The sequence below is a fragment of the Pseudomonas sp. LLC-1 genome (genome assembly GCF_002992185.1).
Classification (GTDB): Bacteria; Pseudomonadota; Gammaproteobacteria; order Pseudomonadales; family Pseudomonadaceae; genus Aquipseudomonas; species Aquipseudomonas monteilii.
The window spans coordinates 117,133-143,253 of the sequence record NZ_LUVY01000002.1 but is presented as its reverse complement, the minus strand read 5'-3'; the positions used below and the strand labels follow the sequence as shown (position 1 = coordinate 143,253).

The following is a 26,121-nucleotide window of genomic DNA, read 5'->3' as shown; positions in this document are numbered from 1 at the left end:
AAAACGGGCGCCTGGATCAGAGCTCTTTGACAGTGCGGATCTGGTCCTTGTTCAGGCGGGTGCGCTTGCCATCCAGTTGCTCGAATTCGTAGAAACCGGAGTCTTCATCGTACTTCGGGGTGTCCGTGGCCTGGATTTCGCGGCCATCGTTCAGGGTAATGACGGTCGGCGAAGCGCAGCCGGCAAGGGCGCCCAGGCCCAGGGCGAGCAGGAAGGCGGGTAGGGTCCGTTGAATCATCGTGTTTCTCCAGTGCGATGGTGCTAGTTGTCAGTTAAGACGCAGGGTGTCCATGCAAGTTCCTTCTTTAGTGCAGCATAGCGGCAAACCCGGCCTATTGACCGAGGGCAATCGCCATGGGCGCAACGTCGGGAAAGGTGCGCTGTGATATAACTGCGGGCATCTCATCCTGTTGTGACGGACACCCATGAAAGCCAAGGCAGATACCCCCTTCGTGGCGCTGAACATCGCCGTGCTCACGGTCAGCGACACCCGTACTTTCGACACCGACACCTCCGGGCAGCTGTTCGTCGACCGCCTGAGTGCGGCCGGCCACCGTTTGGCCGAGCGCGTGCTGCTCAAGGATGACCTGTACAAGATCCGCGCCCAGGTTGCCACCTGGATCGCCGATGACAACGTGCAGGTAGTGTTGATCACGGGGGGGACCGGCTTTACCGGCCGCGACAGCACGCCCGAGGCGGTGGCCTGCCTGCTGGACAAACAGGTGGAGGGGTTTGGAGAGTTGTTCCGGCAGATCTCCGTGGCCGACATTGGCACCTCCACGGTGCAGTCGCGTGCCTTGGCCGGGCTGGCCAACGGTACCTTGGTGTGCTGCCTGCCGGGCTCGACCAACGCCGTGCGCACCGGTTGGGATGGCATCCTTGCCGAACAGCTCGATGCCCGCCATCGCCCGTGCAACTTCGTTGCACACCTGAAGCAGGCAGCGGCCTGTGACAGCCGTGGCTGAGGCCGGCCAGGCCCGGCCGCTGATGCCGGTGGAGCAGGCCCTGGAGCAACTGCTGGCGCTGGCCGAGGCGGCGCCCATCCGCGAGACCGAAAACCTGCCGTTGGCCGAGGCCGAAGGCCGCGTGCTGGCCACCGACCTGGTGGCCTCGCTCGACCTGCCGCCCTGGCCGAACAGCGCCATGGACGGTTATGCCTTGCGCAGCGCCGACTGGCAGGGCCAGCCGCTGCCGGTCAGCCAGCGCATTTTTGCCGGGCATGCGCCACAGCCGCTGCAGCCAGGCACCTGCGCGCGCATCTTTACGGGTGCGCCGGTGCCGGAAGGGGCCGACTGCGTCGAGATGCAGGAAAACACCGAGGTGCTCGAAGATGGCCGGGTACGCTTTCTTGAAACGTTGCAAACCGGGCAGAACATACGCCCTCAGGGCCAGGAAACCCGCAAGGGTGAGCAGGTAATGAGCGCCGGCACCCGCCTTGGGCCGATCGAACTGGGCCTGGCGGCGACCCTGGGCCATGGTCGCCTGGATGTGGTGCGCAAGGTACGGGTGGCGGTGCTGTCCACCGGTGACGAACTGGTCGAGCCCGGCCTGCCGCTGGGCCCTGGGCAAATCTACAACAGCAACCGTCGGCTGCTGGTCAGCTGGTTGCAGCGACTGGGCTGCGACGTGGTCGATGCGGGCATCCTGCCGGATGACCTTGCACGTACCCGTGCCTGCCTGGCGTCGCTGGGCGACGTTGACCTTATCTTGTCTACCGGCGGTGTCTCGGTGGGGGAGGCCGACTACCTCGGTGCTGCCCTGCGCGAAGCCGGCGAGCTGGCGTTGTGGAAGCTGGCGATCAAACCGGGCAAACCGCTGACCTTCGGTCACTTCCAGGGCGTGCCGGTGATCGGCCTGCCGGGCAACCCTGCCTCGACCTTGGTCACCTTTGGCCTGCTGACCCGGCCCTACTTGCTTCGTCGTCAGGGGGTGGCCGATGTCACGCCGCTGCGTTTCGACATGCCGGCGGGCTTCGACTGGCCCAAGCCTGGCACGCGCCGCGAATACCTGCGCGCGCGCATCGAACAGGGCCAGGTGCGCATCTACAAGAACCAGAGCTCGGGGGTGCTGCGCAGTGCCGCCTGGGCCGAGGGCCTGGTGGAGGTGCGCGAAGGCAGTACGCCAAAACCGGGCGATAGCGTGCCGTTCATCCCCTTCAGCGAGCTACTTGGCTGAGCGGCCCAGCCAGGCACTGCCCAGCGGCGCGGCCTCGGCGGGCGCTGCCTGGGCCAGGCGCATGTGCACGTTCTCCAGTTGCTGGGCCGCCACGCTCCAGTCGTGGCGTAGTCGGGCGAATTGCCGCCCGGCATCGCTCAGTTGGCTCATGCGCCAGGGCTGGTTGAGCAGTTGGGTGATCAGCAGGGCGAGCTGGTCACCGTCATCACTGCCCAGGTAGTGCTCACCGTTGTTCGCGGCCAGGCCCGATACGCCTATGCCGGTGGTGATCACCGGCAGGCCGGCGGCCATGGCCTCGAGGATTTTTACTTTGGAGCCGCCGGCATAGCGCAGCGGGGCGAAGAACAGTGCCGAACGCTTTTGCAGCTCGCGCAGGTCAGGGCGGTAACCGAACCATTCGATGCGCGGGTCGTTCCAGTGCAATTTCCAGCTGATCGGCAGCGCATGCCCGGCTATCGCCAGGCGCACCGCCGGGTTGCTCATCCACACTTGCGGCATGATGTCTTCCAGCGCCCACTCGATGGCTTCCAGGTTGGCGCCATACTCGAAGTTGCCCACGAACAACAAGCGCTGGCTATGCAGCGCCGGTTGCACGTGCTGGTAGAAATCACAATCCACACCATTGACCACCACGTTCACCGGGCGCCCGCTGATTTGCGCGATCAGCTCGGCATCGTGGGCGCTGACCGCCACCAGCTCGGTAGGTTGGCGCAGCACCCGCTGTTCCCAGCGCCGGTAGCGCCAGCGGTCAAAGGCATTGAGCGGGCGCAGCCAGAGCGGCAGGCGGTCGTGGCAGGCACCGCCCATCACGGACTCCAGCGTGTGCTCGCTGAGCATGTAGGGCAGCCCGCGCGCCTGCAGAGCCTTTTCGAACGGCTGGAAGCTGTAGCTGTGCTCGATCTGGATCACGTCCCACGGTTCGTCCAGCAACTGCTCGAAGCGGTGCCGCAGGCAAGGGGACAGGCCATTGATGATCGCCCGCATGGGGTAGTCGATGATCGGCGAGGCCAGCAAGTTCAGCGGGCTGTGCAGTGGCCGGCGGGGTAGCACGATCAGCCGTTCGAGTAGCGGCTCCAGGGCTTCGCGGGCCGCATCGCTAAGCGGGATTTTCGACTGCACCAGCAGGGTAATGCGGTGGCCTTGCTGTGCCAGTGCGCGCATCAGGTGGTATTGCCGGGTCTTGCTGCCGCTGGTCGTTGGCCAAGGCAGGTACGGCAGTGTCCAGAGAATGCGCATGACCCGGAATCCTCGCTGAAGGCTGCGGATGAAAAGACGCGCCCATCGGCAGCGCTATGCACTCCACTGCCGGGGGGCGCGTCCATGGCCAGGATCGAGATTGGCCCGGCGAACAGAAGTCAAAAGGCTGACCTCCCTAGGAAAAATGTTGGCCTGGGTCAAAAACTTGTCAAAAGTTCATTTTCTGAGCATAGCCGCGCATTGTCGGGTGTGGGAAAAAGACCGCGCCGGCTTCGTTATTTTTTTGCACCCATGCAACGATCCGTGGCTGCGCATGGTCGAGATCTGGGTGGTTCAACTTCACGGAGACGCGCAATGCAAGGGCGCAAGGCAATGCTGATCCTGCACGGCAAGCAGGCGATGAACGAAGAACTGCGCAGCGCCGTGCATGACCTGCGCGATACCGGCTGGGCACTGGATGTACGTGTCACCTGGGAGGCGGGTGATGCGCAGCGGCTGGTCGGTGAGGCGCTGAGCGCAGGCTACAGCCATATCGTCGCCGGTGGTGGGGATGGCACTTTGCGCGACGTGGCCGAAGCCATGGGGCTGGCCGGCGCCGATGCCAGCCTGGCGCTGTTGCCCCTTGGCACTGCCAACGACTTCGCCCGAGCCGCAGGTATACCGCTGGAGCCTGCTGCGGCTCTGGCGTTGCTGAACACGCCGGCCCAGGCGATAGACCTGGGCCAGGCTGGCGACCAGTTGTTCCTTAACATGGCCACAGGCGGATTTGGCAGCCAGGTTACCGCCAACACCTCCGAAGACCTGAAAAAAGTGCTGGGGGCGGCCGCCTACCTGTTCACCGGCTTGTCGCGCTTCAGCGAACTGCAGGCAGCTTCGGTGGAACTGCAAGGGCCTGATTTTCAGTGGCAAGGGAGCTTGCTGGCACTGGGTATCGGTAATGGCCGCCAGGCTGGGGGAGGGCAGGTGCTATGCCCTGAAGCGGTGGTGAACGACGGTTTGCTGGACATCGCCATCCTGCCTGCGCCGCAGGAAGTGGTCGGGGCTCTGCGCGATCTGCTGGCCGGTGATGGCCTGTTCGTTCGGGCCCGGCTGCCCTGGGTGGAAATCAAGAGTTCGCAGGGGCTGGATATCAACCTCGATGGCGAGCCGTTGCAGGCCGACAACCTGCGCTTTCAGGCCAGGCCAGCCGCGATACGCCTGCACCTGCCGGCCGGGTCGCCATTGCTCAGTCGTCCAGGCTGATGATTTTCTCGCGTACGGCAAACAGTACCAGGCCAGCCACGTCATGAATCTGCAGCCGCTTCATGATTTGCGAACGGTGGGTTTCGACCGTCTTGATAGACAGGCCAAGGCCCGCAGCGATTTCCCGGGTGGACTTGCCGCGCACGATCAGGCGCAGGATTTCCAGTTGCCGGGCCGTGAGGTTATGCCGCTCGCCAGCGGCCTGCTTGCCCTGTTTGGTGTGCCGTAGCGCCTGGTTGATGACGGTGTGGGCGATGGCCGGGCTGAGGTAGCGCTCGCCGTTGCGCACTGCGCTCAGGGCCTGCTCCAGTTCGGTGGCGCTGGTGTCCTTGAGCAGATAGCCGTGGGCGCCGCTTTCCAGCGCCCGCATGATCAGGTCGGGGTCGGTGTGCATCGACAGAATCAGCACTTTGCAGGCGTTGCCGCTGGCCCGCAGTTGAGTCAGGGCGTCCAGGCCGCTGGTGGAGCGCATCGAAATGTCCAGCAAGACGATGTCGGGCGCCAGCGTGCGCACCTGTTCGAGCAGTTGGCCGCCATCGTCAGCTTCGCCGATCACGTCATAGCCAGGAATGTCACAGACCAGCGCGCGCACCCCGGCGCGGATCAGCGAATGGTCGTCAACCAGCAGCAGTCTACAGGTCATGGGTGGCAGTACTCCGGGCGCGTTGCTGGCTGCGCGGGGGCCAGGGGAACATCGCTTCGATCTGCGTGCCCAGGCCAGGCTGGCTGGTGATGTCGAGGCTGCCCTGCAACGCGGTTACCCGCTCCTGCATGCCGGCAAGGCCGCGCTGGCCTGCCTCGGCCGGGTGTCGGACGGGGATGAAGCCACGGCCATCGTCGTGGATCGACAGTGCCAGCCCTTCAGGGGTGCGCTGCAGGCGGATGACCAGGTTGTGTGCCTGGGCGTGGCGCAACATGTTGGTCACCGCCTCCTGGGTAATGCGGAACACGGCCATGGCCACGGCTTCGTCGATGCCGCCCAGGCGCTGGTTGCACGCCAGGCTCCAGTGCACGCTGCTGCTGGCCAGGGTACGTACCAGGTGCGCGCGCAGGCTGGCTTCCAGGCCAAGGCTGGCGAGCTGCCGGGGGTTGAGCAGGGCGGACACATCGCGCACGTTGCCCAGGGTGTCATCCAGCGTGCCGCGCAAGGCATCGCAGTGGCCCTGCAGCTCGTCGGGCATACGCCGCTGCAGCCACTGCAACTGCAGCTTCGCAGCGGTGAGCAATTGGCCGATATCGTCGTGAAGTTCCCGGCTCAGGTGCTGACGTTCGTCTTCCTGCACCTTGAGCATGCGCTCGGCCAGTTCGGCCGGGCGCAGGCTGATCGACCTGGCGCCCAGCCCCAGTTGAACGGCGGCGCCCAGCGTGGCGGCCAGCTGCAGCACCAGCAGGCTGGCCGGGATGGCCTGGCTGGCCAGGTACAGCGCCAGGTTCGCAACCAGCGAGGCCACGCACAGCCCGACCGTTGCCCAACGCAGCAGGGCAGCGCGGGAGCAGCAACGCAGAGAAGTCTTCAAGCGTGGGAACATAAGTAGGAAAGCCACTGAAGTATTGCTGATGGAGGCCTTGCACAATGCTGGTCAGAGGCTTTGGCGCAGTACTTTCGATGTTTTTTCGAATGCGTGATCTTGCAACCTTGCTTCAGGTTGCAAGCCTTTGTGGGGGCGCATATTACCACTTTGCATTGCATCGGTCGCGGCTGGGAAACGCTTTGAAACGCCTGCTGGTCCGGTCTTTTCGGGTAGCAAAGTGCCACCCTTTAATCGTGCTGTACGCACTTGTACTGCAACTAGCGGGGGCAGGGTTCAACTTGGGCCACTGAAAACCTGGAGAACTTTCCAAGTTTGACCATGGTGGGGCTTGAACAACGGTACTTAGTTGCACTATGCGTCAATTAAAGCGCCGGGTTAGACCGGTCAGGGCGGCTGCTGGCTGCCACTTCACCCTGGGTGTGAATGCACACGCTGCCTTGCTCATCGCATGACGTACAGGCTGACGCAAAAGGTTGTTGCACGACCTTTGCCAATTCACCCAGTAGCACCAGTTGCTCGCCGATGTCCAGGTTCAGCCGCCCGGTACGGGTGTCGACCAGTTCCAGTTGCCAGGCCAGCAGGGTCAGGCACTCCCCTATCGCGGGTAGGGCTGCACGTTGCAGGCAACCACCGTGGCAGGCCGGGGCGAGCAACTGTTGAAGGGCAGTGGTGTAATGGGCGACTTCACGCAGGCCCAGGCGTGTGGCCTGACGGGCGAGGCTGTCGAGGGCGTTGCCCAGGCAGCGGCAGGCATCCGGATCATTGTCGATCAGTTCCAGATGCTGCAGGCATTCCTGCGCCTGGGTCAGCAGTACCTGGGCATCCAGCAGGAAGCCCTGCAGGGCATCGTCGAACGATAAGGCAGTGTCCATTGTCAGGTCCCCGCGCGTGGGGTAGGCGCAGGGGGCGGGCACGCCGAAACGATAGCTAGCAAAAGCCTGACTCCATTCATGCAGTGAGAATGGCGTCACATTAATGGCTAAAGGATATCGCGAACATCAGGTTGCGCCCGATTGCGACTAAGGGTTTCCCTGATGCGGGGCCAGGGTGGGGAACTTTTGCAGCCCCCTCGGTTTATCCCGGTGTGCCCGCAGTAAAGCATGATGGTAAAGTGATATCAATTGCCTTGGCGGTATTTTCCCGCAAGGGTCAAGGTGCGCGTGAAACCGCCGATACAGGGTAGATGATTTCACCTTTTCCGACTCAAGCCTGGGGGGTTTCCAATGGCTGGCATTCTCGACACGGTAGACCAACGCACGCAATTGGTGGGTGAGAACCGCCTGGAAATTCTGATGTTTCGCCTGGCCGGTCGCCAGTTGTTCGCGATCAACGTGTTCAAGGTGCAGGAGGTGCTGCAACTGCCCAAACTGACCTTGATGCCCCAGCGCCACGCCTTCGTCTGCGGTGTTGTCAACCTGCGCGGGCAGACCCTGCCGGTGATCGACCTGTCCCAGGCGATTGGCATGCGCCCGCTGCAGCCGGGGCCGGACAGCACCATCATCGTCACCGAGTACAACCGCTCGGTGCAGGCTTTCCTGGTCGGTGGTGTGGACCGCATCGTCAACATGAACTGGGAGTCGATCATGCCGCCGCCTTCCAGTGCCGGGCGCCAACACTACCTGACCGCCATCACCAAGGTCGATGACAAGCTGGTGGAGGTTATCGACGTAGAGAAGGTGCTGGCCGAGATCGTGCCGTACAACGCCCGGGTCTCTGGCGACAAACTCGCCGACCCGGTGCTGGCCCGGGCGCGTGGCCGCGAGGTGCTGCTGGTGGATGACTCCAGCGTGGCCTTGGCGCAGTTGCGCGATACGCTGTCCCAGTTAGGCGTGAAACTGCATGTGGCCAGTGATGGCCTGAAAGCGCTACGTATGCTCAAGGGCTGGGCCGATGCCGGCGAAGACGTGTGCGAGAAGCTGCTCATGGTATTTACCGATGCCGAAATGCCGGAAATGGACGGCTACCGGCTGACCACCGAGATCCGCAGTGATGCACGCCTGCGCCAGCTTTACGTGGTGCTGCACACCTCGCTGTCGGGCAGTTTCAACGAGTCCATGGTGAAAAAGGTGGGTTGCGACAACTTCCTGTCCAAGTTCCAGCCCGATCGCCTGGTCGACGTGGTCAAGCAACGCCTGCTACTGGACACCGCCACTGCGTGAACCCTGGGCCGGCCAGGTATAAGCTTGGCTTTTGGCATGACGCGAGGCAGCAGGGATGTTTCTCAGTGAGTTGTATCGATACCCGGTGAAGTCGGGGCAGGCGCAAAGCCTGCAGGCTTCACCGGTTGGGTTGCTGGGGTTGCAGGGTGACCGGCGCTGGATGGTGGTCGAGGAAGAAAACGGACGCTTCCTGACCCAGCGCGCATGGCCACAACTTGGCCAGTTGCAGGCGTGTGAAGACGACAGTGGCGAGTTGCTGCTGCAGGCGCCCGGGCAGGCACCATTGCGGGTACCTGTACCCGCTGCCGACGAAGCCCTGCGTGGCGTGACCATCTGGCGCGATACGTTGCGAGTGCCTGATGCAGGCGATGAAGTGGCGGCCTGGCTGAGCGAACTGCTGGGCAAGGCCGTGCGCCTGGTGCATTGCCCGGAGCAGCGTGCGCGCTACCTGCCCAATGGTTATGGTTTCAACAGTGACCGGGCGGCGTTTCCGGATGGTTTCCCCTTGCTGCTGATTGGCCAGGGCTCGCTCGATGAGCTCAGTCGGCGTGTTGGCCGGCCCATGGAGATGCTGCGCTTTCGGCCCAACCTGGTGGTGCAGGGGGCTGAGCCCTTCGCCGAAGATGGCTGGAAGCGGGTTCGCATAGGCAGCTTGGAGTTTCGTGTGCTTAAACCGAGTGTGCGCTGCATCTTTACCACGATTGACCCGGCTACCGGGGAGCGAAGTGCCGACCGGGAGCCTATGGCCACGCTCAAGACCTTCCGCGAGAAAGAGGGGGATGTGCTGTTCGGGCAGAACCTGGCGGTGGATGGCAGTGGGTGGCTTGAGGTAGGGATGGAAGTCGAAGTTCTGGAGTAACTTGGTTTGCTGCACTGGCCTCTTCGCGGGTTTACCCGCGAAGGGGCCGGTTCAGGCTCAGCAAACCTTACATGTCATCGAAATACCGCTCGTGCCAATCCACCAGCGGCTGCGGCGAATTCAGCTTCTGCCCGTAGATCACCGAATACGACAGCACGTTTTGCACATACTGGCGTGTTTCGTCGAACGGGATCGACTCCACCCACACATCGAAGCTCAGGTGCTTGGCGCCTTTCAGCCACTGGCGAACGCGCCCGGGCCCTGCGTTGTAGGCCGCCGAAGCCAGCACACGGTTGCCGTTGAACTGGCTGTGCACCTGGCTCAGGTACGCGGCGCCCAGCTGGATGTTCTTGTCCGGGTTCAGTACCTGCGCCGGTGACGCCAAGGGGATGCTGAACTTGCGCGCGGTTTCCTTGGCTGTGGCCGGCATCAGTTGCATCAGGCCGCTGGCACCCACCGGTGAGCGCGCATCCTCCATGAATGCACTTTCCTGGCGGGTGATGGCAAATACCCAGCTCGAATGCAGGCCGCGGACCTTGGCTTCGCGCACCAGCGTGTCGCGGTGGGCCATCGGGAAGCGGATGTCCAGATCGTCCCAGTACTGCGCCTGGCTGATGGTGCGGATGGCCGGGAAGTACCAACGCAGCTCATAGCCCAGGCGCGCCTGGGCAACCATTTCGTCGCGGGTGAAGTGGCGGCTCACGTGGTACCACTCGCGGCGGCCTTCGACGATCTGGCCGCGGGCGTGGAACTCCAGTGCGCGCTGGATACCGGGCGTGTTGCGTACCTTCTTGACCAGTTGCGGGCTCAGCAGCAGTGGCTTGTTGTTCAGCTGGTAAGGCGTCTGCGCCCGGTCGGCGGCGAGGAAGCCGTAGAAATCGCGCTCACGTGCCACGGTCTTGTACAGCAGCGGGATCTGCGGGTTATTCGGCTGTGCCAGCTCCAGGCTGCGTGCTTGCCAGTACTTCCAGCGGCTGCTGCTGGCCAGGTCCTGGGGTAGGCGTTTGGTCAGCTCGTAGGCGTCTTCCCAGCGGCCCAGGCGCAGCAGCAGGCGCAGGCGCCATTCGCTGACGGTGTTGTCGCGCAGTTCTGGGTCGTAGCGGGTCATCAGGTCGAGGGCGCGGGGGTCGTAGCGGCGTGCCAGGGTCAGGCCGATTTCGCGGGCGATAGCGACCTTCTCGTCGCGGGAAAAGTGCATGCGCTGGGCGTAATCGTCCAGCAAGGCCATGGCCCGCTCCGGGTCCTGGCGGGCCAGGCGGCGCAGGCCGAGGCTGACCACGTCGGACATGGCTTCGTTGACCGGGGTGAAGCGCGACGGCTGGTTGAGCAGCTCCGGTTTTTGCGCCACGTCGACCAGCAGGCGCCCTTGCGGGCCGAGGGTGGTCAGGGTCTTGACCAGGTTGTTGGCCAGGGCGTAGTTGCGCGCCTGGGCCGCCAGCTTGGTGCGTTCCCAGCGCTTGGCCTCGGTCAGCTGGCCTTCGGCGGCCCACATGCCGAACAGTGTGTCGCACGCGGCAGGTTGAGACTTGCCGACGTTCCACAGTTTGTCGGCCGTGGCGTAGCCCTCGGCACGCAACCCGTGGCTGAGCTGGTACTGGCCGTTGAGGCAGTCCAGTTCGGTGAAGTTGAGCTTGGGGTCGTAATATTTGACGAAGGTGTCCCACTCGCCCCGTTCGGCCAGCCAGCGCAACCAGCGCAGTTTCATCCAGTTGGCCTGGGGCAGGTCGCCGTGCTTGGCGAGGAAGCCTTCGATCTCCTGGTTGCTGGCGCTTTTCAGGCGGGCGGTAAGTTCGTCGTAGGCCAGGTAGGGCGTCAGCGGGTAGTCGTTCAGGGCCTGGGCGTAACGCAGGTACGGGCCTTTGTCGCCTTTGGCCAGCGCACGCTTGGCTTCGTCGTAGTACTGGCGTTGCAGGGTCAGGTCGGTGGCCTGCGCCGCGCAGGTGGCAGCGGTAAGCAGCAGGCAGGATGCAATATGTAACAGGCGGCTGCGCATGATACGTCCGGGCAGTTGAACCATGGGGAAGTGACGGCGGAGCCAGCACTGTTGAAAGCTATTGCCTTAGCTTAGCTGTTTGCCGGCAGCGGGTGAAAGCACTGTGCTTGTATCGGGATATTAAGTTCGACCAGATGTCGCCAGGCACTCGTCGGTTGGCCTGGCGGATGCCGTCGAGGGCCAAGTCAGGTAGAATGCGCGCCCGATTTATGGAGACCAACATGACCCTGCTCAAATTCAGCGATGTGTCCCTCGCATTCGGCGCCATGCCGCTGCTGGACAAAGTGTCCTGGCAGATCGCTCGTGGCGAGCGGGTGTGCATCATCGGCCGCAACGGCACCGGCAAGTCGAGCATGCTGCGCCTGGTCAAGGGCGAGCAGAAGGGCGATGACGGTGAAATCTGGCGTGCCCCGGGCCTGAAGATCGGCGAATTGCCGCAGGAACTGCCGGTGGCCGACGCGCGTACGGTGTTCGATGTGGTGGCCGCTGGCCTGGACGGCGTGGGCGAGTTGCTGGCGCAGTTCCATCACCTGAGCATGAACATCCAGGGTGACGAAGACCTGGAAAAGCTCATGCACGTCCAGCACGAGCTGGAAGCCCGCGATGGCTGGCGCCTGCAGCAGGTGGTAGAGAGCACCCTCAGCCGCCTGCAACTGCCCGCCGACAAGACCCTGGCCGAGCTGTCCGGTGGCTGGCGTCGCCGGGTGCTGCTGGCCCAGGCGCTGGTGTCCGAGCCCGACCTGTTGCTGCTCGACGAGCCCACCAACCACCTGGACATCGGTGCCATCGCTTGGCTCGAAGAAGCCCTGCGCGGCTTCAACGGTGCGGTGCTGTTCATTACCCACGACCGTTCCTTCCTGCAGAACCTGGCCACCCGTATCCTTGAGCTGGACCGTGGCGGCCTGATCGACTGGAACGGCGACTACGCCAGCTTCCTGGTGCACAAGGAGGCCGCACTGGCCGCCGAAGAAACCGCCAATGCGCTGTTCGACAAGCGTCTGGCCCAGGAAGAGGTGTGGATTCGTCAGGGCATCAAGGCCCGCCGTACCCGCAACGAAGGCCGTGTGCGTGCGCTGAAAGCCTTGCGTGTGGAGCGTGGCGAACGCCGTGAGCGCCAGGGCAAGGCCAACATCCAGATCGAAGCGGCAGAAAAGTCCGGCAAGCAGGTGATGGTGCTGGAAAACGTCAGCTTCCATCACCCTGACGGGCCGATGCTGGTCAAGGACTTCTCCATGGTCCTGCAGCGCGAGGACCGTATCGGTCTGCTGGGCGCCAACGGTACCGGCAAGACAACCTTGCTGAAGATGATGCTCGGCGACCTTGAGCCGACTGCAGGCAAGGTAGAGCGCGGCACCAAGCTCGAAGTGGCCTATTTCGACCAGATGCGCCACCAGCTCGACCTTGAAAAGACCGTGATCGACAACCTGGCCGAAGGCCGTGACTTCATCGAGATCGACGGCCAGAACCGCCACGTGCTGAGCTACCTGGGCGACTTCCTGTTCAGCCCGCAGCGTGCGCGCACGCCAGTCAAGGCGCTGTCGGGTGGTGAGCGTGCTCGCCTGCTGCTGGCCAAGCTGTTCAGCAAGCCGGCCAACCTGCTGGTGCTCGACGAACCCACCAACGACCTGGACGTGGAAACCCTCGAGTTGCTCGAAGAGGTGCTGTCCAACTACAAGGGCACTGTGCTGATCGTCAGCCACGACCGGGCCTTCCTCGACAACGTCGTCACCAGCACCCTGGTGTTCGAAGGCGAGGGCAAGGTGCGCGAGTATGTCGGTGGTTATGAGGACTGGATTCGCCAGGGTGGCTCGCCGAAGCTGCTGGGCGTGACCGAGAGCAAGGGCGGCAAGTCGGCCCTCAACAGTGCGGTGGTGGAGAAGGTCGAGGCCAAGCCTGCGCCTGTTGCTGCGCCGGTGGTGGAAGAAGCCTCGAAGAAGAAGCTCAGCTACAAGCTGCAGCGTGAGCTGGAGATGCTGCCGGGGCAGATCGACGCGCTGGAGCAGCGCATGGCTGAAGCCCAGGAAGAAGTGAATGCGGCGGGCTTCTATCAGCGGCCAATTGCGGAGACTTCGGCGGTGCTGGCCAAGATCGAGAAGCTGCAGGGTGAGCTGGATGTACTGGTAGAGCGCTGGGCCGAGCTGGAAGGCTGATCAGATTTCAATCTGTACTGGCCTCTTCGCGGGTAAACCCGCTCCCACAAGGGTGTTGCAATCCCTGTGGGAGCGGGTTTACCCGCGAAGAGGCCGGAACAGGTTAAATCATTCCTTCTTCAGCAACCGCACCGCCAGCACATCACACGGCGCCCCATGCAGCACGTCATTGGCCGTGGAACCCAGCAACAACGCCAGACCGTGACGGCCATGGCTGCCGACCACGATCAGGTCGCATTTCTGGTCCTTGGCCAGCTGGTGAATTTCCTGGCGCGGTTGGCCGTAAGTCAGGTGCGAGTCACCGCGCTGGATGTCCGGGTACTTGTTGAACAGTCGGTCCATGCGCTCCTTGGCCTGGTCGAACTGTTGCTGTTGCAGTTGCGACAGGTCCATCGGTACGTCACCGCCAAATGCCATGGCCATCGGTTCGACGATGTGTACCAGTGACACCTTGGCATTCGAAGGCGCGGCCAGCGCCATGGCGCGTTTGATCACCGGGTCGCATTCTTCGGTCAGGTCGACGGCGACCAACAAATGTTCGTATTGCATGAGCGGTACTCCTGACAATCGCGATAGAAGAAGTATGGTCGCTTTCGGGCGGGTCTTCCGTGAAAAATGGCTAACCAGCTCATTTGCAACGCTTTATGGGATCTACTGATATGACGGTATTGCTGGTGGTGTCAATCCTTGCGCTGATTCTCAGCCCGCTTTCCTGGCTGCGTTCCTCGCGCAAACAGAGTGAGCAGATGAAGCTGCGCCTGGAAGCAAGGCGCATGGGCCTGGCCATGCAGCTGGCGCCGCAGCAATGGCCGCACTGGCTGGAAAAGGAGCCGCCAAGCCCTTGCCCGCAGTACCACCGCGCCCGGCGCCGTGGGCGCGAGGACAGCTTCAGCTTCTGGCAGGTCAGCCCGGGGGTGTGGTGGAACCAGTGGCGTGAACCCTGCGAAGACCCGCGCTTCGTGGAGGCCCTGGCGCGCTTGCCGGCGAGCGTTTACAAGGTCGAGGCGGATGCTCGGATGATCGCGTTGTACTGGACTGAGCGGGGCGATACGGCTGTATTGCAGGATGTTGCCTACGTCCTCGAAACCCTTGCCTGATACCTGCCTTGCACGGTCAGTGTAGGAGCGGGTTCACCCGCGAACACCGGCAAAGCCGGTGCCAGGCACCGCGGTGTCTGCTTCGCGGGTAAACCCGCTCCTACAGGGTGCGATGTAAATTCCAGATCATTGAACGACAAAGCGGCGGCTTGGCAGAACCCTGAAGGGGTGGGGTGCCAAGTCGCCGCTTTGCGTTCTGCTGCGCAGAAAAGGCCAGGCAGGCCGGGTATTCATTCAAGCAAGTGCCAGTGTAGCCGCCCGGGGTTGCCGTGCAAGCGGAAAGTTGCAGCACGCTGCAAGTGGCTGTGGTCAATCGCTGACATGAATGGCCGGCGATCACTGTCATCATGTTTTGTACCAAGACGATACAAAATGACTGGAAAGTCGCGTTTTCGCCATGCTCGTGAGCATTTGACAACGCCGATCTTTTCGGAGAATGTGTGCACACCCAAATCAAACGGGCGTATGAATTGAGCGTTTGTATGTCGTGACGCCAAGCCATACTTCCGACTAGCGCGCTGACGGGTGTGCCTGGGGCGGGGCAGTTAGGCCTGCTTTTGCTGCAGCGATCGGCGTGTACAGTTCAGCTTCCATATCGTGGAGATCAGTTGATGATTTACGAAGGTAAAGCCATCACGGTTAAGGCTCTTGAAAGTGGCATCGTCGAGCTCAAGTTCGACCTCAAGGGTGAGTCCGTCAACAAGTTCAACCGCCTGACCCTGAACGAGCTGCGCCAGGCCGTCGATGCCATCAAGGCCGACGCCTCGGTCAAGGGCGTGATCGTCAGCAGTGGCAAGGACGTGTTCATCGTCGGCGCCGACATCACCGAGTTCGTCGACAACTTCAAGCTGCCCGAGGCCGAACTGGTCGCCGGCAACCTGGAAGCCAACCGCATCTTCAACGCCTTCGAAGACCTCGAAGTGCCGACCGTTGCCGCCATCAACGGCATCGCCCTGGGCGGTGGCCTGGAAATGTGCCTGGCCGCCGACTACCGGGTCATGTCCACCAGCGCCAAGATCGGCCTGCCGGAAGTCAAGCTGGGTATCTACCCAGGCTTTGGCGGCACCGTGCGCCTGCCACGCCTGATCGGCTCGGACAACGCCATCGAGTGGATTGCCGCCGGCAAGGAAAACCGCGCCGAAGACGCCCTGAAAGTGGGTGCCGTGGACGCTGTGGTCGCCCCTGAGCTGCTGCTGGCCGGTGCCCTGGACCTGATCAAGCGCGCCATCAGCGGCGAGCTGGACTACAAGGCCAAGCGCCAGCCGAAGCTGGAAAAGCTCAAACTCAATGCCATCGAACAGATGATGGCCTTCGAAACCGCCAAGGGCTTCGTCGCTGGCCAGGCCGGCCCGAATTACCCTGCACCGGTCGAAGCCATCAAGACCATCCAGAAAGCTGCCAACTTCGGCCGCGACAAGGCGCTGGAGGTCGAAGCAGCAGGCTTTGCCAAGCTGGCCAAGACCTCGGTTGCCGAAAGCCTCATCGGCCTGTTCCTGAACGACCAGGAGCTCAAGCGCAAGGCCAAGGCGCATGACGAAATCGCCCACGACGTGAAGCAGGCTGCCGTGCTCGGCGCTGGCATCATGGGTGGCGGTATCGCTTACCAGTCGGCGGTCAAGGGCACCCCGATCCTGATGAAGGATATCCGCGAGGAAGCCATCCAGCTGGGCCTTAACGAGGCTTCCAAGCTGCTCGGCAACCGCGTCGAGAAGGGCCGCCTGACCCCGGCCAAGATGGCCGAGGCGCTCAACGCCATTCGCCCGACCCTGTCCTATGGCGATTTCGCCAATGTCGACATCGTCGTCGAAGCCGTGGTCGAGAACCCGAAAGTGAAGCAGGCCGTGCTGGCTGAAGTGGAAGGCCAGGTGAAGGACGATGCAATCCTCGCCTCCAACACCTCGACCATCTCCATCAACCTGCTGGCCAAGGCGCTCAAGCGCCCGGAAAACTTCGTCGGCATGCACTTCTTCAACCCGGTGCACATGATGCCGCTGGTGGAAGTGATCCGTGGCGAAAAATCCAGTGAAGTGGCGGTCGCCACCACCGTGGCCTACGCCAAGAAAATGGGCAAGAACCCGATCGTGGTCAACGACTGCCCGGGCTTCTTGGTCAACCGTGTGCTGTTCCCGTACTTCGGCGGCTTCGCCAAGCTGGTCAGCGCTGGTGTCGACTTCGTGCGTATCGACAAGGTGATGGAAAAGTTCGGCTGGCCAATGGGCCCGGCGTACCTGATGGACGTGGTCGGCATCGACACCGGCCACCACGGCCGCGACGTGATGGCCGAAGGCTTCCCGGATCGTATGAAAGACGACCGCCGCTCGGCCGTCGACGCGCTGTACGAGGCCAACCGCCTGGGCCAGAAGAACGGCAAGGGCTTCTATGCCTACGAAACCGACAAGCGCGGCAAGCCGAAGAAAGTCTTCGACGCCACCGTGCTGGACGTGCTCAAGCCGGTCGTCTTCGAGCAGCGTGAAGTCACCGACGAAGACATCATCAACTGGATGATGGTCCCGCTGTGCCTGGAGACCGTGCGTTGCCTGGAAGACGGCATTGTCGAAACCGCCGCCGAAGCCGACATGGGCCTGGTCTACGGCATTGGTTTCCCTCCCTTCCGCGGTGGTGCGCTGCGCTACATCGACTCGATCGGTGTGGCCGAATTCGTTGCCCTGGCCGATCAGTACGCCGACCTGGGGCCGCTGTACCACCCGACCGCCAAGCTGCGTGAAATGGCCAAGAACGGCCAGCGCTTCTTCAACTGAGCGGTCAACGAGCTAGAGCGAGAGATTTGATATGAGCCTGAATCCAAGAGACGTGGTGATTGTCGACTTCGGTCGCACGCCAATGGGCCGCTCCAAGGGTGGCATGCACCGCAATACCCGCGCCGAAGACATGTCGGCGCACCTGATCAGCAAGCTGCTGGAACGCAACGACAAGGTTGACCCGAAAGAGGTCGAGGACGTGATCTGGGGCTGCGTCAACCAGACCCTGGAGCAGGGCTGGAACATCGCCCGCATGGCCTCGCTGATGACCCAGATCCCGCACACCTCCGCAGCCCAGACCGTCAGCCGCCTGTGTGGCTCGTCGATGAGCGCGCTGCACACGGCTGCCCAGGCGATCATGACCGGCAACGGTGATGTGTTCGTGGTCGGTGGCGTGGAGCACATGGGCCACGTCAGCATGATGCACGGCGTCGACCCCAACCCGCACCTGTCCTTGCACGCCGCCAAGGCTTCCGGGATGATGGGCCTGACTGCGGAAATGCTCGGCAAGATGCACGGCATCACCCGTGAGCAACAGGACCTGTTCGGCCTGCGTTCGCACCAGCTGGCCCACAAGGCCACGGTCGAAGGCAAGTTCAAGGACGAGATCATCCCGATGCAGGGCTACGACGAGAACGGCTTCCTGAAGGTGTTCGATTTCGACGAAACCATTCGCCCGGAAACCACCCTCGAAGGCCTGGCATCGCTCAAGCCTGCGTTCAACCCGAAAGGCGGTACCGTCACTGCCGGTACCTCGTCGCAGATCACCGACGGCGCATCGTGCATGATCGTGATGTCCGGCCAGCGCGCCATGGACCTGGGTATCCAGCCATTGGCGGTGATTCGTTCGATGGCGGTGGCCGGTGTCGACCCGGCAATCATGGGCTATGGCCCGGTGCCGTCGACCCAGAAAGCCCTCAAGCGTGCCGGCCTGACCATGGCCGATATCGACTTCATCGAGCTCAATGAAGCCTTCGCCGCACAGGCTCTGCCAGTGCTGAAAGACTTGAAAGTGCTCGACAAGATGGATGAGAAGGTTAACCTGCACGGCGGCGCCATTGCCTTGGGCCACCCGTTCGGTTGCTCCGGGGCACGTATTTCGGGCACCCTGCTCAACGTCATGAAGCAGAATGGCGGTACCCTGGGGGTGGCGACCATGTGCGTCGGCCTCGGCCAAGGTATCACCACTGTCTTCGAACGCGTCTGATCGCGTAGCGGGACAGCAGCCGGGGCCTTGTGCCCCGGTTTTTGTTTTTTTCAGGTTCAAGTCAAGAGGGTGGGCAACATGCAGATACAACCAGGCGTATACCGGCATTACAAAGGGCCTGAGTACCGTGTCTTCAGTGTTGCACGGCACTCCGAGAGCGAAGAGTGGATGGTGTTTTACCAGTGCCTGTATGGTGATTACAGCTTCTGGGTACGGCCACTTTCGATGTTCCAGGAGTCTGTCGAGGTTGACGGCGAGCAGGTGCCACGCTTTGCTTTGGTCAAGGCCGAAGAGGGGCTGCCCGGGTTGCTGGGCAAGTCGCACGCATGATCGTTCGAGCTTGACCTCACACTTTTGCCACTATATATAGCGGTGCCGCGTCTGGCACCTGACGCGTTTTTCATCTTCAGATTCAGGAATACTCCGATCCATGGGCAAATCGCTGGTCATTGTGGAATCCCCGGCCAAGGCCAAGACCATCAACAAGTACCTGGGCAACCAGTACGTGGTGAAGTCGAGTATCGGCCATATCCGAGACCTCCCCACCAGCGGTTCGGCCAGCGCGAGCAAAGAGCCAGCCGCCAAGCGTGGCAAGGCCGCGGGTGAGGCTCCGGCCCTTTCGCCAAAAGAAAAGGCCCGTCGCCAGCTGGTGGCACGCATGGGTGTCGACCCTGACCATGGCTGGAAGGCCAAGTACGAGATCCTGCCTGGCAAGGAAAAGGTGATCGAAGAGCTGCGCCGCCTGGCCAAGGATGCCGACACCATCTATCTCGCAACCGACTTGGACCGCGAAGGGGAAGCCATTGCCTGGCACCTGCGCGAAGCCATCGGTGGTGACGACACCCGCTACAAGCGCGTGGTGTTCAACGAAATTACCAAGAAGGCCATCCAGGAGGCCTTCTCGCAGCCAGGCGAGCTGGATATCGACCGGGTCAACGCCCAGCAGGCGCGCCGTTTCCTCGACCGTGTGGTCGGTTACATGGTTTCGCCGCTGCTGTGGGCCAAGATTGCCCGTGGCCTGTCTGCCGGTCGCGTGCAGTCGGTGGCGGTCAAGCTGGTGGTGGAGCGCGAGCGCGAAATCCGCGCGTTCATCCCGGAAGAGTACTGGGAGATCCACGCCGACCTGGGCACCGCCAAAAACGCCAAGGTGCGTTTCGAGGTGGCGCGCGAGAAGGGTGAGGCGTTCAAACCGCTGAACGAAGCCCAGGCCATGGCGGCGCTGGAGAAGCTCAAGGCTTCCAGCTACAGCGTGGTCAAGCGTGAAGACCGCCCGACCAGCAGCAAGCCATCGGCACCGTTCATTACCTCCACCCTGCAGCAGGCGGCCAGTAACCGCCTGGGCTTCGGGGTGAAGAAAACCATGATGATGGCCCAGCGTTTGTACGAAGCCGGCTACATCACGTATATGCGTACCGACTCGACCAACCTGTCGGCCGATGCCCTGGACATGGCGCGCAGCTACATCGAGCGCGAGTTCGGCAAGCAGTACCTGCCGGAAGCACCGCTGGTATACGGCAGCAAGGAAGGCGCTCAGGAAGCGCACGAAGCGATTCGTCCTTCTGACGTGAATACCCACCCGACCAAGCTCAGTGGCATGGAGCGTGACGCCGAGCGCCTGTACGAGCTGATCTGGCGCCAGTTCCTGGCCTGCCAGATGCCGCCGGCGCAGTACCTGTCCACCAGCGTCACCGTGGCGGCTGGCGACTTCGAGCTGCGTGCCAAGGGCCGCATTCTCAAGTTCGACGGTTACACCCGCGTGCTGCCACAGCAGAGCAAGCCGGGCGAAGATGACGTGCTGCCAGAAATGGTCCAGGGCGAAGCGCTGAAGCTGATCCAGATCGACCCGAGCCAGCACTTCACCAAGCCGCCGGCGCGCTTCACCGAAGCCAGCCTGGTCAAGGAAATGGAAAAGCGCGGCATTGGTCGCCCGTCGACTTATGCGGCGATCATCTCGACCATCCAGGACCGTGGTTATGTGACCTTGCACAACCGCCGCTTCTATTCCGAGAAGATGGGCGACATCGTCACCGAGCGGTTGTCCGAGAGTTTCTCCAACCTGATGGACTACGGCTTTACCGCCGACATGGAAGAGAACCTCGACGACGTGGCCCAGGGTGAGCGGGACTGGAAAAACGTGCTCGACGAGTTCTACGGCGACTTCAGCAAGAAGCTGCAGACTGCCGAGTCCAGCGAAAACGGCATGCGCGCCAACCAGCCGACCATGACCAACATTGCCTGTAAGGAATGTGGCCGGCCGATGATGATCCGCACCGCTTCCACGGGTGTGTTCCTGGGTTGCTCGGGTTACAGCCTGCCGCCGAAAGAGCGCTGCAAGGCCACCGTCAACCTGGTGCCGGGTGACGAGATTGCCGCTGATGACGAGGGCGAATCGGAATCCCGCGTGTTGCTGGGCAAGCACCGCTGCCCGATCTGCGCCACGGCGATGGATGCCTACCTGCTCGATGAGAAGCACAAGCTGCACATCTGCGGTAACAACCCGGATTGCGCCGGCTACGAGATCGAGGAAGGCAGCTACCGCATCAAGGGCTATGAAGGGCCGAGCCTGGAGTGCGACAAGTGCGGCAGCGAGATGCAATTGAAGACCGGCCGGTTCGGCAAGTTCTTCGGTTGCACCAACGCAACGTGCAAGAACACCCGCAAGCTGCTCAAGAGTGGTGAGGCTGCCCCGCCGAAGATGGACAAGGTGGACATGCCGGAGCTCAAGTGCGAAAAGGTCGACGACACCTACGTGCTGCGTGACGGCGCTTCGGGGTTGTTCCTGGCCGCCAGCCAGTTCCCGAAAAACCGCGAAACCCGTGCGCCGTTGGTGCTGGAAATTGTGCCGCACAAGCATGAGATCGACCCCAAGTACCACTTCCTGTGCGAAGCGCCGCAGAAAGACCCGGAAGGCCGCCCGGCGGTAATCCGCTACAGCCGCAAGACCAAGGAGCAGTACGTGCAGTCCGAGGTCGATGGCAAGCCGACCGGCTGGAAGGCGTTCTACGACGGGAATGCGTGGAAGGTTGAAGACAAGCGCTGATTCATCGGTGCAGTAATTGGGGCCGCTTCGCGGCCCATCGCCGGCAAGCCAGCTCCCACAAGTACAGCGTAGGTCTCGGGCCTGATGCAATCTTTGTGGGAGCTGGCTTGCCGGCGATGGGGCGCAAAGCGGCCCCAATCATTTATGATGCAGATATCCGCCTTGCAGCCTCATGGGAGGGCACAGAAATGGCCCAGGAACTGTATACCCGTACCAACCAGAAACTGTTCTTCGCCGGCCTCGCTCTGGAGTCCATGGCCAAGGCCGAGCAAAGCCAGGCCATGAACGCTCAAGGCCTGGTGCAGGCCGAGCGCGAATCGGCGCTGTTCCACCTGTACGGCGCGCTGCTGGGCTTGTGCCATGAAATCGGTGGTTTCTATCGCTTGCCGGTTGTGGCAACGGTTGAGCAGGCACTGGCTGACGACGCGCTGAACGGCATCGCCATCCCGGAAGTGGCTGAGCTACTGGAAATCGCCCGCCAGCGCGAAACCTGGCTGGCGCAAATGCTGGGTGCTTATGCCGATTTGTTCCGACCACCTGTCGCGAAGAAGGCGCCGAAAACTGACGTTACCCAACCCCTGATCCAGGCCGTCAATCTCGATGAGCCCGAGCATCCTGCACTGTCGCGTGCCGAGCTGGAAAGCTGGCGCAACAACCTCAAGGGCTTGGTGAGACGTTTCCGCGACGCGTTGAGTGAGTGCTGATAGCCGCAACGGCTGGTACACTAGCGGCCTTTCGCGGAGAACTGCCATTTATGTCTACGTCGTTTCTGGAAATTGTCGAGTTGCCTGATGGCCGCATCGAACTGCGTCGCGCCGAGGATGAGGGCTCTCTGGTAACCCTGGATTTCTCGGAAGACGCCAAGGTGTTCCTGCAGGGCCAGCATGTGGAAGTGGCCAAGGCCATGCTCAGTGTGGGCGTGCAGATGGCCGGTCGCCTGATGGATGGCGAGCTTGAGCGTGATGAAGGGCCGCGTGTGCTGCACTAAGGGTGCAGCAACGTGTCAGGCTTTTTGAAGTGACAGACAAAGCCTGAACATCAGCCGAGGCGGATGTTCAGGCTTTGTGCATTTCCGGCACTGGCCGCGCGTAGCAACTGTTGGCGTGCAGTGGCATTGACGCTACCCAGCCAGCTCACCACGGTGTGGCTGAGGCCAAGGCGCAAGGCCTCGCAGGCTAGTTGCAGCGGGCTTTGATTGCTGCGAGGTTGCAGCAGCAAGATACGTTCACGGTTGAGCCCGGCATCGCGCAACCAGGCCTGGGTCAGGCTGGAGGGTGGAGCGATCAGGGTCAGCCAGCGGGCCTCGTCCTCTTCGCTCAGCTCGCGCAGTACCGGTGCCAGCAGGCTTTGGCAGTGCCCAGGGGCGCCGCGCAGCGACAGTTCGCTGAACCGCTCGGGTTGGCTGCTCTTGCGTGCCAGTTCACTGGCTTTCAGGCCCGGTAGCACGGGCTGGGCGAGAAATGCTTCGAACAGGGGCAACTGGGCTTGCTCGGGTGCGTGAATGAACTGCTGCATGACGCCTCCTGGATCAGCGGCGAATGACGCCGACGCTCAAGCCCTCGATCACCAGCTCCTGTTCTTTCAGGTCGACTTCGATGGGGGCGAATTCGGGGTTCTCGGCAAGCAGCCATACCTTGCTGCCTTCACGCTTGAAGCGCTTGACGGTCACTTCGTCGCCGATGCGCGCCACCACGATCTGGCCGTTGCGGGCTTCGCGGCAGGTGTGTACCGCCAGCAGGTCGCCGTCGAAGATGCCGACGTCTTTCATGCTCATGCCGTGTACGCGCAACAGATAGTCGGCTTGGGGGTGGAAGAAGGCGGGGCTGATGTTGCAGGATTGCTCGATGTGCTGTTCGGCAAGGATCGGCGCGCCGGCAGCAACCCGGCCGATGATCGGCAGGCCGCTTTCTTCGGCTTTGGCTTCCAGGCCGGGAATGCGGATGCCGCGTGAGGCGCCCGGGGTCATCTCGATGGCGCCTTTGCGGGCGAGGGCCTTGAGGTGCTCCTCGGCGGCGTTGGGCGATCTGAAGCCCAGCTCCTGAGCGATCTCGGCGCGCGTCGGCGGGAAGCCGTTGTCTTCCAGGCAGCGTTTGATGAACGCGAGAATTTCGGCTTGGCGTGGCGTCAGTTTCAACATGGTGAGCGCTCTGTCTTTTTGTACAGTGACTGGGATTATATACAGTACTGGATGCGCTGCAAGCCAAAAGGCGCAATAAACAGCAGAGGTGGCGCTTGCAGCCGGCCGTCTGGCGCTTTTAAATGGCGACCGCCCGGTCACCGAGCCTTGACAGAAGCAGGGCTGAAACGTATGTTTCAAACACCTGTTTGTCTGGCGGAGTACCCGGAGTAGTCATGGCCCAATCGGAAACCGTTGAACGCATTCTCGATGCTGCCGAGCAGTTGTTCGCGGAAAGGGGGTTCGCCGAAACCTCGTTGCGGCTGATTACCAGCAAGGCCGGGGTCAACCTGGCGGCTGTCAACTATCATTTCGGCTCCAAGAAGGCGCTGATCCAGGCGGTGTTCTCGCGCTTCCTCGGCCCGTTTTGCGCCAGCCTGGAGCGTGAGCTGGAGCGGCGTCAGGCCAAGCCGGAACAAAAGCCCAGCCTTGAAGAGCTGCTGGAAATGCTGGTGGAGCAGGCGCTGGCGGTGCAGCCTCGCAGCAACAATGACCTGTCGATCTTCATGCGCTTGCTGGGCCTGGCTTTCAGCCAGAGCCAGGGCCACCTGCGGCGCTATCTGGAAGACATGTACGGCAAGGTATTCCGCCGCTACATGCTGCTGGTCAACGAGGCCGCGCCACGCATTCCACCGCTGGAGCTGTTCTGGCGTGTGCACTTCATGCTCGGTGCTGCGGCCTTCAGCATGTCCGGTATCAAGGCCCTGCGGGCGATCGCCGAGACCGACTTCGGCATCAATACCTCGATCGAACAGGTGATGCGCCTGATGGTGCCGTTCCTGGCGGCCGGCATGCGTGCCGACAGCGGTGTCACCGATGACGCCATGGCCACCGCCCAGCTGCGCCCGCGTACCAAGACCAGCGTCAGCGCTACCACCGCCAAAGCCTGAAGGCTGGGCGGGGCAGGGCGCTTCGGCTAAGCTAGCGCCCATGCCCGACCTCGATCTGTTGCACATTTCCCTTGCCGACCAATGCCTGTACGGTTTTGCCCGTGGCCAGTTGCGCGTGCGCGTGCCCGTGTCGACGGCGCGTAACGGCGCCGGCGAGCGCAACGGTTCGGGGTGCACGCCGCGCGGCCTGCATCAGGTGCGGGCAAAGATTGGCGCAGGCCTGCCGCTGAACGCGGTACTGGCCGGGCGGCGCTGGACGGGTGAGGTGTGGTCGCCGGAACTGCACGCGCAAAACCCGGAGCGCGACTGGATCCTCTCCCGCATCCTCTGGCTCAGCGGCTGCGAACCCGGCGTCAACCGCTTGGGCGCGGTCGACACGTTCCGCCGCTATATCTACCTGCACGGCACTGCGGATACGGAACCCATGGGCGTGGCGTTGTCCCATGGCTGCATACGCCTGCGTAACACCGACTTGCTAAGCCTGTTCGAGCGGGTGCCGGTCCATTGCCCGGTGCGCATCGAACAAGCCGCCTGCCCCCAGTGGGCTTCTCTCAGTCTTCAACGAAGGATTACCCATGACCGTCAGCCTGCAAGGCTCCCTGATGGTGGATATCGCCGGTAAATGGCTGACCGCCGAAGACCGTCACTTGCTGCGCCAGCCCGAAGTGGCTGGCCTGATCATCTTTGCCCGCAACATCGATAGCCCGCGCCAGGTGCGTGAGCTGTGTGCGTCGATCCGCGCCATTCGCCCCGACCTGATCCTGGCGGTAGACCAGGAAGGTGGCCGTGTGCAGCGCCTGCGTCAGGGCTTTGTGCGCCTGCCGGCCATGCGTGCGCTGGCCGACAATGACAATGCCGAGTACCTGGCCGAGCAATGCGGCTGGCTGATGGCGACCGAGGTGCTGGCGGTTGGCCTGGACCTGAGCTTTGCGCCGGTGCTCGACCTGGACCACCAGCGTAGCGCCGTGGTTGGCAGCCGCGCCTTCGAGGGTGACCCGCTGCGTGCCACGCAACTGGCCGGGGCCTTCATTCGCGGCATGAATGCGGCGGGCATGGCCGCCTGTGGCAAGCATTTCCCGGGGCATGGCTGGGCCGAGGCCGACTCGCATGTGGCCATCCCTACCGATGAGCGCAGCCTTGAGCAGCTGCGCCAGGCCGACCTGGTGCCGTTCACCCGCCTGAGCGGGCAACTGGCAGCGGTGATGCCGGCGCATGTCATCTACCCGCAGGTCGACAACCAGCCGGCCGGCTTCTCGCGGCGCTGGCTGCAGGACATCCTGCGTGGCGAGCTGGGCTTTGACGGGGTGATCTTCAGTGATGACCTGTCGATGGCCGGGGCGCATGTGGTGGGTGATGCGGCCAGCCGTATCGAAGCGGCGCTGAGTGCCGGCTGTGACATGGGCCTGGTGTGTAACGACCGGGCGGCGGCTGAGCTGGCGCTGAGTGCGGCGCAACGGATGAAGGTGAAGCCCTCGCCGCGAATTGCGCGGATGCGTGGGCAAGGGTTTGCGCGGACCGACTACCGACAGCAGCCGCGCTGGCTGCAGGCGTTGGGGGCGCTGAAAGAGGCCCAGTTGGTCGATTGACCGCGTTGGCTTCTTCGCGGGCATGCCCGCTCCCACAGGTACAGCATCGCCCTTGAGGG

25 protein-coding genes are annotated in these 26,121 nt (G+C 62.8%); 16 read left to right on the top strand and 9 right to left on the bottom strand.

Translation table 11 applies throughout. From position 1 onward, the window contains the following. Positions 1-16: 16 nt before the first annotated feature. On the bottom strand, positions 17-238 hold the full coding sequence (locus tag A0O30_RS00740) for a YgdI/YgdR family lipoprotein (RefSeq protein WP_013971697.1): 222 nt from the start codon (positions 236-238) through the stop codon (positions 17-19). A gap of 187 nt (positions 239-425) precedes the next feature. Between A0O30_RS00740 and moaB the strand changes: the two genes are divergently transcribed. Next, entirely contained in the window at positions 426-965 is a 540-nt protein-coding gene (moaB, locus tag A0O30_RS00735; protein ID WP_016714883.1) for a molybdenum cofactor biosynthesis protein B, read from the top strand. Further along, positions 949-2,175: a gephyrin-like molybdotransferase Glp gene (gene glp / locus A0O30_RS00730; protein ID WP_105945241.1), complete on the top strand. Its 1,227-nt coding sequence runs from the start codon at positions 949-951 to the stop codon at positions 2,173-2,175. The genes moaB and glp overlap by 17 nt, the downstream gene beginning before the upstream one ends. Here the strand turns inward: glp and A0O30_RS00725 are convergent. After that, positions 2,164-3,411: a glycosyltransferase family 4 protein gene (locus tag A0O30_RS00725; RefSeq protein ID WP_105945240.1), complete on the bottom strand. Its 1,248-nt coding sequence runs from the start codon at positions 3,409-3,411 to the stop codon at positions 2,164-2,166. The genes glp and A0O30_RS00725 overlap by 12 nt on opposite strands. 315 nt (positions 3,412-3,726) lie before the next feature. Here A0O30_RS00725 and yegS point away from each other — a divergent pair, with 315 nt between their 5' ends. Next, positions 3,727-4,614, top strand: a complete 888-nt coding sequence (yegS, locus tag A0O30_RS00720; RefSeq protein WP_105945239.1) for a lipid kinase YegS — start codon at positions 3,727-3,729, stop codon at positions 4,612-4,614. On the opposite strand, the gene A0O30_RS00715 is transcribed toward yegS, so the two are convergent. The 3 genes from A0O30_RS00715 to A0O30_RS00705 all read right to left on the bottom strand — a co-directional run bounded on the left by A0O30_RS00715 (position 4,598) and on the right by A0O30_RS00705 (position 7,018). After that, positions 4,598-5,257, bottom strand: a complete 660-nt coding sequence (locus A0O30_RS00715) for a response regulator transcription factor (protein WP_016714887.1) — start codon at positions 5,255-5,257, stop codon at positions 4,598-4,600. The two genes, yegS and A0O30_RS00715, sit on opposite strands and share 17 nt — an antisense overlap. Then, complete coding sequence (locus A0O30_RS00710) at positions 5,247-6,143, bottom strand: sensor histidine kinase (protein WP_105945238.1); 897 nt, start codon at positions 6,141-6,143, stop codon at positions 5,247-5,249. The genes A0O30_RS00715 and A0O30_RS00710 overlap by 11 nt, the downstream gene beginning before the upstream one ends. 365 nt (positions 6,144-6,508) lie before the next feature. Then, complete coding sequence (locus A0O30_RS00705; RefSeq protein ID WP_105945237.1) at positions 6,509-7,018, bottom strand: histidine kinase; 510 nt, start codon at positions 7,016-7,018, stop codon at positions 6,509-6,511. Between the two features lie 351 nt (positions 7,019-7,369). Between A0O30_RS00705 and A0O30_RS00700 the strand changes: the two genes are divergently transcribed. Together A0O30_RS00700 and A0O30_RS00695 are read left to right on the top strand one after the other, a co-directional pair. Then, positions 7,370-8,305 (top strand): chemotaxis protein CheV, encoded by a 936-nt coding sequence (locus tag A0O30_RS00700; protein WP_016714890.1) that lies wholly within the window; start codon positions 7,370-7,372, stop codon positions 8,303-8,305. Positions 8,306-8,360: 55 nt separating this feature from the next. Continuing rightward, positions 8,361-9,164: an MOSC domain-containing protein gene (locus A0O30_RS00695; RefSeq protein WP_105945236.1), complete on the top strand. Its 804-nt coding sequence runs from the start codon at positions 8,361-8,363 to the stop codon at positions 9,162-9,164. A gap of 67 nt (positions 9,165-9,231) precedes the next feature. On the opposite strand, the gene A0O30_RS00690 is transcribed toward A0O30_RS00695, so the two are convergent. Next, positions 9,232-11,157 carry a transglycosylase SLT domain-containing protein gene (locus tag A0O30_RS00690; protein WP_019096199.1) on the bottom strand — a complete coding sequence of 642 codons (1,926 nt, stop codon included), beginning with the start codon at positions 11,155-11,157 and terminating at the stop codon, positions 9,232-9,234. Positions 11,158-11,378: 221 nt separating this feature from the next. On the opposite strand from A0O30_RS00690, the gene A0O30_RS00685 reads away from it, so the two are divergent. After that, positions 11,379-13,307, top strand: a complete 1,929-nt coding sequence (locus tag A0O30_RS00685; RefSeq protein ID WP_105945235.1) for an ATP-binding cassette domain-containing protein — start codon at positions 11,379-11,381, stop codon at positions 13,305-13,307. A 108-nt stretch (positions 13,308-13,415) separates the two neighbouring features. On the opposite strand, the gene A0O30_RS00675 is transcribed toward A0O30_RS00685, so the two are convergent. Then, entirely contained in the window at positions 13,416-13,856 is a 441-nt protein-coding gene (locus tag A0O30_RS00675; protein ID WP_105945234.1) for a universal stress protein, read from the bottom strand. A gap of 110 nt (positions 13,857-13,966) precedes the next feature. On the opposite strand from A0O30_RS00675, the gene A0O30_RS00670 reads away from it, so the two are divergent. The 7 genes from A0O30_RS00670 (at position 13,967) to A0O30_RS00640 (ending at position 22,398) form a co-directional block, all read left to right on the top strand. Continuing rightward, on the top strand, positions 13,967-14,404 hold the full coding sequence (locus A0O30_RS00670; RefSeq protein ID WP_105945233.1) for a hypothetical protein: 438 nt from the start codon (positions 13,967-13,969) through the stop codon (positions 14,402-14,404). 611 nt (positions 14,405-15,015) lie between these two features. Then, positions 15,016-17,163 carry a fatty acid oxidation complex subunit alpha FadB gene (gene fadB / locus A0O30_RS00665; protein WP_105945232.1) on the top strand — a complete coding sequence of 716 codons (2,148 nt, stop codon included), beginning with the start codon at positions 15,016-15,018 and terminating at the stop codon, positions 17,161-17,163. A gap of 31 nt (positions 17,164-17,194) precedes the next feature. After that, positions 17,195-18,370, top strand: a complete 1,176-nt coding sequence (gene fadA, locus A0O30_RS00660; RefSeq protein ID WP_013971712.1) for an acetyl-CoA C-acyltransferase FadA — start codon at positions 17,195-17,197, stop codon at positions 18,368-18,370. Positions 18,371-18,448: 78 nt separating this feature from the next. Beyond that, positions 18,449-18,700: a DUF1653 domain-containing protein gene (locus A0O30_RS00655; RefSeq protein ID WP_025754461.1), complete on the top strand. Its 252-nt coding sequence runs from the start codon at positions 18,449-18,451 to the stop codon at positions 18,698-18,700. Positions 18,701-18,800: 100 nt separating this feature from the next. Beyond that, entirely contained in the window at positions 18,801-21,410 is a 2,610-nt protein-coding gene (gene topA / locus A0O30_RS00650; RefSeq protein WP_105945231.1) for a type I DNA topoisomerase, read from the top strand. 188 nt (positions 21,411-21,598) lie between these two features. After that, entirely contained in the window at positions 21,599-22,114 is a 516-nt protein-coding gene (locus A0O30_RS00645) for a DUF6586 family protein (protein ID WP_060498881.1), read from the top strand. Positions 22,115-22,164: 50 nt separating this feature from the next. Continuing rightward, positions 22,165-22,398 carry a hypothetical protein gene (locus A0O30_RS00640; RefSeq protein WP_003248777.1) on the top strand — a complete coding sequence of 78 codons (234 nt, stop codon included), beginning with the start codon at positions 22,165-22,167 and terminating at the stop codon, positions 22,396-22,398. 50 nt (positions 22,399-22,448) lie between these two features. On the opposite strand, the gene sulA is transcribed toward A0O30_RS00640, so the two are convergent. Together sulA and lexA are read right to left on the bottom strand one after the other, a co-directional pair. Beyond that, positions 22,449-22,925 (bottom strand): SOS-induced cell division inhibitor SulA, encoded by a 477-nt coding sequence (sulA, locus tag A0O30_RS00635; RefSeq protein ID WP_105945230.1) that lies wholly within the window; start codon positions 22,923-22,925, stop codon positions 22,449-22,451. Between the two features lie 13 nt (positions 22,926-22,938). Then, positions 22,939-23,547: a transcriptional repressor LexA gene (lexA, locus tag A0O30_RS00630; RefSeq protein ID WP_105945229.1), complete on the bottom strand. Its 609-nt coding sequence runs from the start codon at positions 23,545-23,547 to the stop codon at positions 22,939-22,941. Between the two features lie 215 nt (positions 23,548-23,762). Between lexA and A0O30_RS00625 the strand changes: the two genes are divergently transcribed. Genes A0O30_RS00625 through nagZ form a run of 3 tightly spaced genes read left to right on the top strand, consistent with a single transcriptional unit; the run spans position 23,763 to position 26,062 of the window. Beyond that, positions 23,763-24,476, top strand: a complete 714-nt coding sequence (locus A0O30_RS00625; protein ID WP_016714902.1) for a TetR/AcrR family transcriptional regulator — start codon at positions 23,763-23,765, stop codon at positions 24,474-24,476. Between the two features lie 40 nt (positions 24,477-24,516). After that, the gene (locus A0O30_RS00620; protein WP_105945228.1) at positions 24,517-25,098 is read left to right on the top strand and encodes a L,D-transpeptidase; all 582 of its coding nucleotides are present in this window, start codon (positions 24,517-24,519) and stop codon (positions 25,096-25,098) included. Next, positions 25,064-26,062, top strand: coding sequence for a beta-N-acetylhexosaminidase (nagZ, locus tag A0O30_RS00615; RefSeq protein ID WP_177410240.1), 999 nt, complete (start codon positions 25,064-25,066; stop codon positions 26,060-26,062). The genes A0O30_RS00620 and nagZ overlap by 35 nt, the downstream gene beginning before the upstream one ends. Positions 26,063-26,121: the final 59 nt, after the last annotated feature.

Bases quoted from the DNA above. Each gene is read 5' to 3' on its own strand.
- lexA (WP_105945229.1), bottom strand. From the start codon at position 23,547: ATGTTGAAACTGACGCCACGCCAAGCCGAAATTCTCGCGTTCATCAAA.
- topA (WP_105945231.1), top strand. From the start codon at position 18,801: ATGGGCAAATCGCTGGTCATTGTGGAATCCCCGGCCAAGGCCAAGACC.
- A0O30_RS00645 (WP_060498881.1), top strand. From the start codon at position 21,599: ATGGCCCAGGAACTGTATACCCGTACCAACCAGAAACTGTTCTTCGCC.
- sulA (WP_105945230.1), bottom strand. From the start codon at position 22,925: ATGCAGCAGTTCATTCACGCACCCGAGCAAGCCCAGTTGCCCCTGTTC.
- A0O30_RS00685 (WP_105945235.1), top strand. From the start codon at position 11,379: ATGACCCTGCTCAAATTCAGCGATGTGTCCCTCGCATTCGGCGCCATG.
- A0O30_RS00710 (WP_105945238.1), bottom strand. From the start codon at position 6,143: ATGTTCCCACGCTTGAAGACTTCTCTGCGTTGCTGCTCCCGCGCTGCC.
- A0O30_RS00690 (WP_019096199.1), bottom strand. From the start codon at position 11,157: ATGCGCAGCCGCCTGTTACATATTGCATCCTGCCTGCTGCTTACCGCT.
- A0O30_RS00655 (WP_025754461.1), top strand. From the start codon at position 18,449: ATGCAGATACAACCAGGCGTATACCGGCATTACAAAGGGCCTGAGTAC.
- fadB (WP_105945232.1), top strand. From the start codon at position 15,016: ATGATTTACGAAGGTAAAGCCATCACGGTTAAGGCTCTTGAAAGTGGC.
- A0O30_RS00640 (WP_003248777.1), top strand. From the start codon at position 22,165: ATGTCTACGTCGTTTCTGGAAATTGTCGAGTTGCCTGATGGCCGCATC.
- A0O30_RS00675 (WP_105945234.1), bottom strand. From the start codon at position 13,856: ATGCAATACGAACATTTGTTGGTCGCCGTCGACCTGACCGAAGAATGC.
- A0O30_RS00695 (WP_105945236.1), top strand. From the start codon at position 8,361: ATGTTTCTCAGTGAGTTGTATCGATACCCGGTGAAGTCGGGGCAGGCG.
- A0O30_RS00715 (WP_016714887.1), bottom strand. From the start codon at position 5,257: ATGACCTGTAGACTGCTGCTGGTTGACGACCATTCGCTGATCCGCGCC.
- A0O30_RS00700 (WP_016714890.1), top strand. From the start codon at position 7,370: ATGGCTGGCATTCTCGACACGGTAGACCAACGCACGCAATTGGTGGGT.
- moaB (WP_016714883.1), top strand. From the start codon at position 426: ATGAAAGCCAAGGCAGATACCCCCTTCGTGGCGCTGAACATCGCCGTG.
- A0O30_RS00705 (WP_105945237.1), bottom strand. From the start codon at position 7,018: ATGGACACTGCCTTATCGTTCGACGATGCCCTGCAGGGCTTCCTGCTG.
- A0O30_RS00625 (WP_016714902.1), top strand. From the start codon at position 23,763: ATGGCCCAATCGGAAACCGTTGAACGCATTCTCGATGCTGCCGAGCAG.
- fadA (WP_013971712.1), top strand. From the start codon at position 17,195: ATGAGCCTGAATCCAAGAGACGTGGTGATTGTCGACTTCGGTCGCACG.
- A0O30_RS00670 (WP_105945233.1), top strand. From the start codon at position 13,967: ATGACGGTATTGCTGGTGGTGTCAATCCTTGCGCTGATTCTCAGCCCG.
- yegS (WP_105945239.1), top strand. From the start codon at position 3,727: ATGCAAGGGCGCAAGGCAATGCTGATCCTGCACGGCAAGCAGGCGATG.
- A0O30_RS00725 (WP_105945240.1), bottom strand. From the start codon at position 3,411: ATGCGCATTCTCTGGACACTGCCGTACCTGCCTTGGCCAACGACCAGC.
- A0O30_RS00740 (WP_013971697.1), bottom strand. From the start codon at position 238: ATGATTCAACGGACCCTACCCGCCTTCCTGCTCGCCCTGGGCCTGGGC.
- A0O30_RS00620 (WP_105945228.1), top strand. From the start codon at position 24,517: ATGCCCGACCTCGATCTGTTGCACATTTCCCTTGCCGACCAATGCCTG.